The following is a 5368-nucleotide window of genomic DNA, read 5'->3' as shown; positions in this document are numbered from 1 at the left end:
TGTGTGCGTAATATGGTCGTTTGATGATATGGGACTAGGAGAACAGGTTATTTTATCCGATAAAGAAAGCAAAGGAGGTTACTATGAGTAATACAATTAATGTGAACTATATGACACGGGCTTACAATCAGTACCAACAGAAAAATGCGGCTAAAGATCAGGAGAAGGAAGATACAAGGTTTGCGGATAGTGTAAGAGAAAAGAGCGAAGCTAGTGGAAGTATAGTGGGCAATTCAAAAATAGGTTCTGTGTCTGCTAAAGATATGACGATGGTGGAATACAAGCAGTACATTTACAATAAAATATCTCAAATTCCAATGCACCCCACAAGAGCAGGCGAGTCAATATCTGTTACAATTTCAGAGGCGGGTTTTGAAGCAATGAAGAATGATCCAGAGTATGAAGCATGGGTATTAAATGATTTGCAAGTGGGTTGGTCACAACCAGATAAATGGTCCGGTATATGCGGAGGAGCGTTTTCTACAATATATTATGGAGCATCAAAAGAAGAATGTCATGCTGAGATGTGGAGTGCCGGTTATAACAATGGGAATGGTGGGAAGATTTTTAATGATAAGTCAAAAAATAGTTTTTGGGAGCGCAGAATAGAAAATAAAAAGAGAATAGAAAATCAGGTAAAGAAACAACAGGAAAAAAAGCGGATTCAGAAAAAACAAGCGGAAAGAACAGCTTATGAAGAATATGCGCAAAATAAAAGGTTATCCGCTCAGGATGCCAGAACTCGATTGGTGGCTGAGAGTAGTTCGTCTGCTAAGACTGTCACAATAAGTCAGGCAGTAGCTTCTTATGAGGCAAATTTTACAATGGCAGTAAGCGTATCGAACAAAACCCAATAGCCTGCAAATAAAAAATCAAGGCTAAATAGAAAGGAGAGATGCAGTATGGGAATTAATGGAGTATCATCGTATGCCAATACATACACATACGGAAATGTAAAAAATGAAAATGTAAAGCCATCAAAGAATAGTGAAAAGAATTATTATGCAGGATACACTATGAATTCAGCCAATAAGTTTAAAAATGTATCAGACTATTCAAAGTATTTGACTAACAAGTATAAATGTTTGACTCCATGCAAAAATGCTTCTGTATTGATTGACAGAAGTGTAATGCAAAAGGCATGTGGAGATGAAAAAACTGCGAAATGGCTTGAGGAAAATTTAGCAATTATGCCAGATGTTATACGAAATGCACAGAAGGCGGCAATAAGTCATGGTAGTAAACTGATATCAGTGGAGTTTAAGTTTACGAATAATGGAACCGAAATGACAACCTGTGGCATTTTTGGAGAGACTGGTACGGATTCAGAAATTGACAAATGGCTGGAGAGAATGAAAGAGGATAAAGAAAAAGAAGATAAAAAAACAGAAAATATGATTGCTATAGAAGCGACAACTAAAAATAAGGTAGGTTTTGATACATATGCATAGTATCAATTTCTATAATTTTGAAGAAACAGGAAAAGGAAGCAGTAAAAAGAGCACAGGCAAGACGAAAAGCTGTACAAAACGAATATCTAAATAGCCAGTTGGCGGCGGCAGCATATGAGAAAAGCAGTATTATTTTACCGGATAATCCTGTTATACTGTAGGCTCATCTTTTGACAGGAAAGCACAAGAATACAGGTAAGATATTTTTCGGGAGGAAGGATAAGAAATGGAAATAAACAGTAATCATTCTACATATGGTGCGGCATTTCGTCAAAAACCAATTTTTTTCATGTCAGGGAAGGAAACAGTGGCATATTTTGAGGGAAAGCTTAAGAAAAATATGACACTTCAAGAGGATACCTGTACACTTGGTAGCAATGACACTTATCGCAGACAGCATACTACTTATGAGGTTTCTGACAAGAAGGGAAGTACATTTCTGGATCTGGATTTTCTGATCAAGGACGAAACCAGCAGTCTGAAAGGAAGTCTCAGCGATAAAAAGGATGTGGATTTCTACAACTTTTCCATCCCCTTTAACCGGACGATACAGAATTACTTCGGTGTCCAAATCTATATGGACATGCCGGAAGGCTGCGATTATGACCTCACCTTATATGATGAATATGGCAATCAGGTCGGAAAGGCAGAATGGGATGGGGAAGGACGGAAAACACTGACCATCCCGAACTGGGATACAAATACCAATAAATATTGTATCAAAATAGAAAACAAAAATGGGGAAGAAGTTTCTCCGCATGATTATTATAAAATCAGTTTCAAGGTTACGGAAAATAAAGAACAGGAAAAGACCGATGCCATAAGGGAGGCATTCGGGAACCTTCACGGTGCATACAGCCGGAAAGATGAAAATTGGAGGGAATGCCTCGACAAATATAATGAAGTCCTGATGGATACAGAGAAAAATTATACAAAAGAAATGGAGAAACTCCACCAGAAGCAGTTTGAAAGTCTGCCGGAAGAAAAACAATACAAAGGCGGGCGCACAGTGGATGAATTGTTGCAGGACATGGCAGAAGGAAAGACACTGGATGATGCGGAAACGGAGTATGTGAAGATTTTTGCAAACCTGAAAGATTTTAAGAAAGCACAGCAGAAGGCGGAACTGAAAAATGATTTTTCCGAGGATTTTGTAAAGGATCTGGAAAGCAAAGGTATCTCCCGTGATGAGCTGGAGGGAATGCAGATAAAGATTGAAAGCAATGGGAATGTAACAGTGAGCGGTATCGAAGATAAGGAAGTCTGGGAGCAGGTTCAGAAACTGGTAGAGGAAAAGTACAGTGACCGGATGTATCAGTATTACACAGGAATTGCTGACAGTGTGGGAAATCTGTCGTCCAATACCTATCAGTATGCCACGGATGTGCAGGAAGTCAGGCGTTACTTAAAAGGGGTTACGGGAGAAGATATTTCTCTGGAGAACCTTTACCTGACACCAGACGGAAAGATTGGCGGGCTGCCGGGAAAAGCTGCTGATCTGATCAACAAAACAAAGGACAACGCCAAGATAGAGCGGATAAAGGATGCATTGATAAATATCATAGGACATAACCGGATAAGTGGTGATCTGGGGATTCCTGATTTTACTTCGGAGTTTCAATTCAGCAATGGAGCGTTCTCTGTGGCAGACAGTGGTTTTACGGTGGATATGGCGGCATTGGATAGAAGGCTGACGCCCCAACCGCATGATAATATGTATTCGGATATGTATGAGTACAGTTTCAGAAAAGTATTATGATACAACATCAGAGGAGGTAAAGGTAAGATGAATAAAGCAGAAAAGATTACAATCAAGGTATTGAAAGTAGTGGAGAGAATTGCCCGGAATGAAGTGGAAAAAACAGTTCTTGGCAGGACGGCAGAGTGTTCAGCGATTTATCACCAGCCGAAAAGACCGAAGAAAAGGGGAAACTAGGTCAGAATAATGAAATATTTTGTGGAGTGTTGCGGTTGTGATTATCGTAATGGCAAAACAAAAGGAGTAAGATAACTCCAAAAGGGTTATCTTACTCCAATAAATCAATTAAAGGTTACTGCTTGGGCTTCGGATGGAGAGAGCAGGTACGGTTCTGACTGACAGAAGAACCGTGGAAAGGAGTTAATATGGGATTAGGCGTTGAAAATTCAGTTAATGCTTATAATCAGAATTATAGGTATCAACAGAATAAGACGACAGGGCAAGCCAATCATTTAGATTTCAATAAGATTTTATCTGCTAAAGAGGGTGATAATACAGAGAAAGTTCAAAAGCCAAATGAAAATAGTGTTTCAAAAGTAGATACCTACACTGAATATTTAAAGGCTAAATATGGGAATATAATGATCCAAAATGTTGGAAGTGATCAAAAGAGTATGGATTCATTGGGGACGGGGACATATGGGATGAATAATATTGTGATTGCACCCAATGTTTTGGAAACAATGGCAAATGATCCCAAAAAAGCAGCTTATTACGAAAAGATGATACAGGATTTTTTTGCTTCGCAGTCAACTGTGAAGGCGCAGATGGCAGTCGGGGGGTTTGAGATTCAATCTTATGGTATGGTTATTCACCCGGATGGAACTGCACACTATTATGTTTGTGGAGATGTTTCACCAGAAAAAAAAGCAAAGATAGAGGCGCAAATGAAAGCTGAAGATGAAGAGAAGGCTAAACGGCGTAGACAATATTTAGAGCGCAGCGAGGAGGCGGCAGAAAAGCGCAGACAGATAGAAGAGATTAATATGCAAAAGAGTAAAAAAGATGCGGCTTTTGATGATAATATATCGGCTGTTAATGTATTATCGGAAGTAGATAGGGCGGTTGCCATAGCTGCTTATGAAAATATTGCCAATACTTTTAATGAAAACATAATAAAAAGTACAATTGATAATTGAGGACTTTACTGACTATATCAACTTATAATAATCGATATATAATATTATACTAGGAGGTAATTAAATGCGTATTGGTTCGGGAGTGCAAAGTGCACCGGAAGTATTTGGAAAGCGACAAAACAATAGCAAAACATCTGCTGTCGGAAATGAGAAATTTTCTCAGACATCGGTAAAAGTGTATTTAAAGACGGATGATATGTTGTTTTCAGGTGGAAATGGAACAGGTCTTTCGTTTTATATTAAGTATGCAGAAGAGTCAACGGAGGATAATCCTGTAGTGATAGCCAAAGGGATTGACGAAAATGGAAAAGAATTTGAAGAAAAAATTAATATTAACGATATTGATTTGAGAAATGCTTCTTATGTCGAAATGAGTGCTTTGGAGGCATATTATAACGTCGATAGGGGAAATAGTCTCAGTTCTTTTCCACCAGAAACCGGGTGTATGGGATTAAATGACAGATGCGACCTTATATCCAGCTTTGAAAAGGTTATTCGGGATATGAATAAATTAGGAAGGTATGATTTGCAGATGTTTTATATGCGAAATATGAATACTTATCTAAATGCAAGCAGTAAGCATAAATAGGGCTTAGTTATTTGAATATAGTAGAAAAAGTAAGCTTGGACTCCATAGGAGAGAGCAGGTGCGGTTCCGACTGACAGAAGAACCGTGGAAAGTTAATATGGGATTAGGTGTTGAAAACACTTTTATCCAAAAAAGTTGAGGCAGAAACTGGACTGGCATATAGAGAAAATTTTGAGCTGATTGGAGGAACAGAAATATGAACATTGGTTCTGGTATGAATACCGTATCTTCACTGTACGGTCAACAAAAAGGTAATCATATGAAAACGCCTGCATCTGGGGAAAAGACATTTTATACGGCAGAAACACCGAAGGTATATCAGATATTCACAACAGATAATATGTTGTGGACAGACCAGCTAGTTATAGTCAAGCCCTAAATGATAAAAAATAGAACTTTTTCTATTGATTATTGAAACCTAAAAATGAGT

The 5368-nt window shown here is 38.3% G+C and carries 7 protein-coding genes; all 7 read left to right on the top strand.

What is annotated here, in order from left to right; translation table 11 throughout:
• The first annotated feature begins 83 nt into the window (after positions 1–83).
• Positions 84–857 (top strand): hypothetical protein, encoded by a 774-nt coding sequence (locus tag OCV96_RS19180; RefSeq protein ID WP_055040312.1) that lies wholly within the window; start codon positions 84–86, stop codon positions 855–857.
• 45 nt (positions 858–902) lie between these two features.
• A complete protein-coding gene (locus tag OCV96_RS19175; RefSeq protein ID WP_006859190.1) occupies positions 903–1451 on the top strand; it encodes a hypothetical protein in 549 nt (182 codons plus the stop codon).
• Between the two features lie 307 nt (positions 1452–1758).
• Entirely contained in the window at positions 1759–3210 is a 1452-nt protein-coding gene (locus tag OCV96_RS19170; RefSeq protein WP_262595205.1) for a hypothetical protein, read from the top strand.
• A 27-nt stretch (positions 3211–3237) separates the two neighbouring features.
• Positions 3238–3387, top strand: a complete 150-nt coding sequence (locus OCV96_RS19165; RefSeq protein WP_055171097.1) for an AgrD family cyclic lactone autoinducer peptide — start codon at positions 3238–3240, stop codon at positions 3385–3387.
• A 188-nt stretch (positions 3388–3575) separates the two neighbouring features.
• The gene (locus OCV96_RS19160) at positions 3576–4349 is read left to right on the top strand and encodes a DUF6033 family protein (protein ID WP_118542376.1); all 774 of its coding nucleotides are present in this window, start codon (positions 3576–3578) and stop codon (positions 4347–4349) included.
• A gap of 64 nt (positions 4350–4413) precedes the next feature.
• On the top strand, positions 4414–4938 hold the full coding sequence (locus tag OCV96_RS19155) for a hypothetical protein (RefSeq protein WP_195966109.1): 525 nt from the start codon (positions 4414–4416) through the stop codon (positions 4936–4938).
• A 196-nt stretch (positions 4939–5134) separates the two neighbouring features.
• On the top strand, positions 5135–5317 hold the full coding sequence (locus tag OCV96_RS19150) for a hypothetical protein (RefSeq protein WP_262595204.1): 183 nt from the start codon (positions 5135–5137) through the stop codon (positions 5315–5317).
• The last annotated feature ends 51 nt before the right edge of the window (positions 5318–5368 follow it).

The sequence above is a fragment of the Waltera acetigignens genome (assembly GCF_025567015.1).
Lineage (GTDB): Bacteria > Bacillota > Clostridia > Lachnospirales > Lachnospiraceae > Acetatifactor > Acetatifactor acetigignens.
Note: the sequence above shows the minus strand (reverse complement) of the source record. Positions and strands in the feature narration are given on the sequence as shown.

Bases quoted from the DNA above. Each gene is read 5' to 3' on its own strand.
- OCV96_RS19180 (WP_055040312.1), top strand. From the start codon at position 84: ATGAGTAATACAATTAATGTGAACTATATGACACGGGCTTACAATCAG.
- OCV96_RS19175 (WP_006859190.1), top strand. From the start codon at position 903: ATGGGAATTAATGGAGTATCATCGTATGCCAATACATACACATACGGA.
- OCV96_RS19165 (WP_055171097.1), top strand. From the start codon at position 3,238: ATGAATAAAGCAGAAAAGATTACAATCAAGGTATTGAAAGTAGTGGAG.
- OCV96_RS19160 (WP_118542376.1), top strand. From the start codon at position 3,576: ATGGGATTAGGCGTTGAAAATTCAGTTAATGCTTATAATCAGAATTAT.
- OCV96_RS19155 (WP_195966109.1), top strand. From the start codon at position 4,414: ATGCGTATTGGTTCGGGAGTGCAAAGTGCACCGGAAGTATTTGGAAAG.
- OCV96_RS19150 (WP_262595204.1), top strand. From the start codon at position 5,135: ATGAACATTGGTTCTGGTATGAATACCGTATCTTCACTGTACGGTCAA.